The sequence below is a fragment of the Frankia sp. Hr75.2 genome (assembly GCF_949319125.1).
GTDB lineage: Bacteria > Actinomycetota > Actinomycetes > Frankiales > Frankiaceae > Parafrankia > Parafrankia soli.
On record NZ_CASGGV010000115.1, the window covers coordinates 1 to 2,677 of the forward strand.

Annotated in this window: 2 protein-coding genes and 1 pseudogene; all 3 read left to right on the forward strand. The window is 69.3% G+C overall.

What is annotated here, in order from left to right:
• Nucleotides 1–544, forward strand: a pseudogene (locus tag AC559T_RS11235) (hypothetical protein); the annotation flags it as partial.
• Nucleotides 545–546: 2 nt separating this feature from the next.
• The gene (locus AC559T_RS11240; RefSeq protein ID WP_498868655.1) at nt 547–1,119 is read left to right on the forward strand and encodes a GNAT family N-acetyltransferase; all 573 of its coding nucleotides are present in this window, start codon (nt 547–549) and stop codon (nt 1,117–1,119) included.
• 864 nt (nt 1,120–1,983) lie between these two features.
• Nucleotides 1,984–2,677, forward strand: a 694-nt coding sequence (locus AC559T_RS11245; protein WP_498868654.1) for a replication-relaxation family protein, incomplete at its 3' end; no start/stop codon positions are given.

Here is a 2,677-nt window from a genome sequence, read left to right on the forward strand (position 1 = left end):
CAAGACCGCTGTCGTGGCGGACAACCCGTACACCCGGGCCCGGATCGCCAGTTACGAAGCGCGGGCCCTCGGCGCCCTGGGTGACGCCGCGGGGACCAGGGCGGCGTTGAACCGGATGCGAGCCTCGGTCACGGACCTGCCGCTGCAGCCCGGCATCAGCCCGTTCGGCCCGGCCGCCGCCGAGATGATGTACGCCGGGGTCCTCACCCGCATCGGTGGTGGCGTCGAGGCGGAACCGATCGCCCGTGCCGCGCTCGCCGCCTACGAGGGCGGCCAGGCCGCCGGCTTCGAGGACTACGGCCACGCGCTGCTCGCGCTCGCGGCGAGCCTCACCGCCAGGGAACAGCCCGAGATCGACGAAGCCGCGGCCGTGGCGGGGAAGGTCGTCGACATGCTGGACACACGGCCCACCGCCTCGGTCTCCGACCGCGTCGCCGAGATCGCCACAGCGTTTGCCGGCCACCCCACTGTCGGACCCGTGCGTGACTTCTGGGACCGCTGGCAGGCACGTCCCCGCCTCGAACTCACCACAGGTCAGGCGTGACCATGGCCCTCCACTACGGAACCCCGTCGGTCGTCACCATCCCCACCGTGCTCACCGAACGGCTGGTGCTCCGCGGCTGGAAAGCCGCCGACCTCGACCCGTACGCCGCGATGAACGCCGACCCGGAGACCATGCGCTACCTGGACGGCACGTTCGACCGGGCGGGCACCGAGCGGCTGGTCACCCATCTGATCGGCATGTGGGCGATCCGCGGACACGGCATGTGGGCGGTCGAGGACCGGGCCAGCGGGGAGTTCCTCGGCCGCGCGGGCACCTACTTCGCGCAGGGCTGGCCGGGTGTGGAGGTCGCGGTCTCGATCCGCCGGGACCGCTGGGGCCAGGGCCTGGGCACCGAGACGATCACGGCGGCGCTCGACTTCGGGTTCACGCACCTCGACGTCGACGAGCTGATCACCGCCACGCATCAGGAGAACACGGGCATGAACACGATCGCCCGCAGGCTCGGGATGACCTTCCGGGAGATCGCCGACGTCGGCCCGTGGAAGGCGAACAACGTCCACGCGATCAGCCGGGCCGACTGGGCCGCCCGTCGAATCGATGAGACCCGACGCTGACGGCCCCAGGGCGCCGCACGAAGCGCGGATAGCGTCGTGGTGCCCCCGGTCAACGGCGCGGTGCGCGTCGATGTTCATTTCCGTGAGCGAAACTGCGTTTTTGTCCTAATAGTGAATAAGAGTCGATTGGTCCGTTATGCCTGTCGGAGGGGGTTGCGGGCCTGCGACCTGCGGAAACGGTGCCGCCGAGTGTTGCTTCCCTGGCTTTGAGGGTCTGTGTCGAGGCAAATTGACGGGGCGTGGGTGGGCTTGTCCCGGATGCCGGTATGGAGCTACGGTCGTGTCCGCCCCCTTGACCGCTGGGCACCGACCCGCTATCGGGTGGCCGGTTCGGTGGGAGATGGGGCGCTGGTAGCAGCGAGGCGCTGGGACGTGGTTCCGCCGGTGGTCCACTGGACTGGTGACGGAACGTGAAGTTCCAGGGTGTCGCTGCGCGTCGGGTGGCCTGCGAGCCGCTCCCGGGAGCTGATTCCTGGGAGCGGGGAACGCGGGTCCGCAGCCGGGTGCCACCTGCGTGGCGTCATGCCGGAAAGGAGGGACGACAGCGATGGCGTCCATTCTCCGTTCGCGGACCTTCCCGAGAATCGCCTTCTAACCAATCACGCCGGTCGGCCAGCGCACCGCCGCGACCCCTACGACGGGTCCGCGTGGCGGTCCGGTTGGGTGACTGTGTCTGGGACCGGCTGGCCCACCGCGCTGTGAGACGGCGGGCCAGCCGGATAGCCGGCGCGTGCGTTGACGCAGGTGAGCACGGCTGGACGGGCTCGCGGACGGATCCAGACTCGACGTCCTGGAGCAGGTATTCCCACGACTTCGACGCGCGGGCGGGGCCGGCCGGTAGGTCCGCTGGCGCTCCTGCAGGGTTTGACTGACAGAGATCTCTACCTACTGGATGTGCTGGCGGCGCATCGTGTCCTGACTGCGGAGCAGGTGGCCGCGTTGCTGTATCCCTCGGTGGATCGGGCGCAACGCCGGCTGCTGGCGTTGACGCGCCGAGGGGCGTTGGAGCGGTTCCGAGCGCGGGTGTATCCCGGATCGCAAGCGTGGCGGTACACGCTGAGTTATCCGGCGGTCCAGCTCATCGCCGCAGGGCGGGCGGAACGGCCGGCGTCTCGGTCGGCGCACAACGCCGCCCTGCTCCGCTTGGCGCGGAGCGGCACCCTCGAACACCAACTGGGTGTGAACGGATTCTTCACCAGCCTCGCCCGCGACGCGGCTGCCCGCCCCTTGACCCGATTGGCCAACTGGTACTCGGAGTCCACCGTGGCGACCGCGCTTCAGTGGGATCATGGAGTCAAGGAAGCGATCCGCCCGGATGGGTACGGCCGGTGGATCGAGGGCCCACATGTGACGACGTTCTTCATCGAGTACGACCGGGGTACCGAGTCGCTGGAACGGCTGGGCGGCAAGATCACTGGCTACGCGACCTACCTCCCGGGCATGACCGTGCTGTACCACCTGCATTCCGCGCTTCGGGAGACGCACTTCCACCACAAGCTCATCGGGGCCGGCCGGGAGGGGGTCGCGACTACGACGGCTGGCTACGGCGGTTCCGTAT

Bases quoted from the DNA above. Each gene is read 5' to 3' on its own strand.
- AC559T_RS11240 (WP_498868655.1), top strand. From the start codon at position 547: ATGGCCCTCCACTACGGAACCCCGTCGGTCGTCACCATCCCCACCGTG.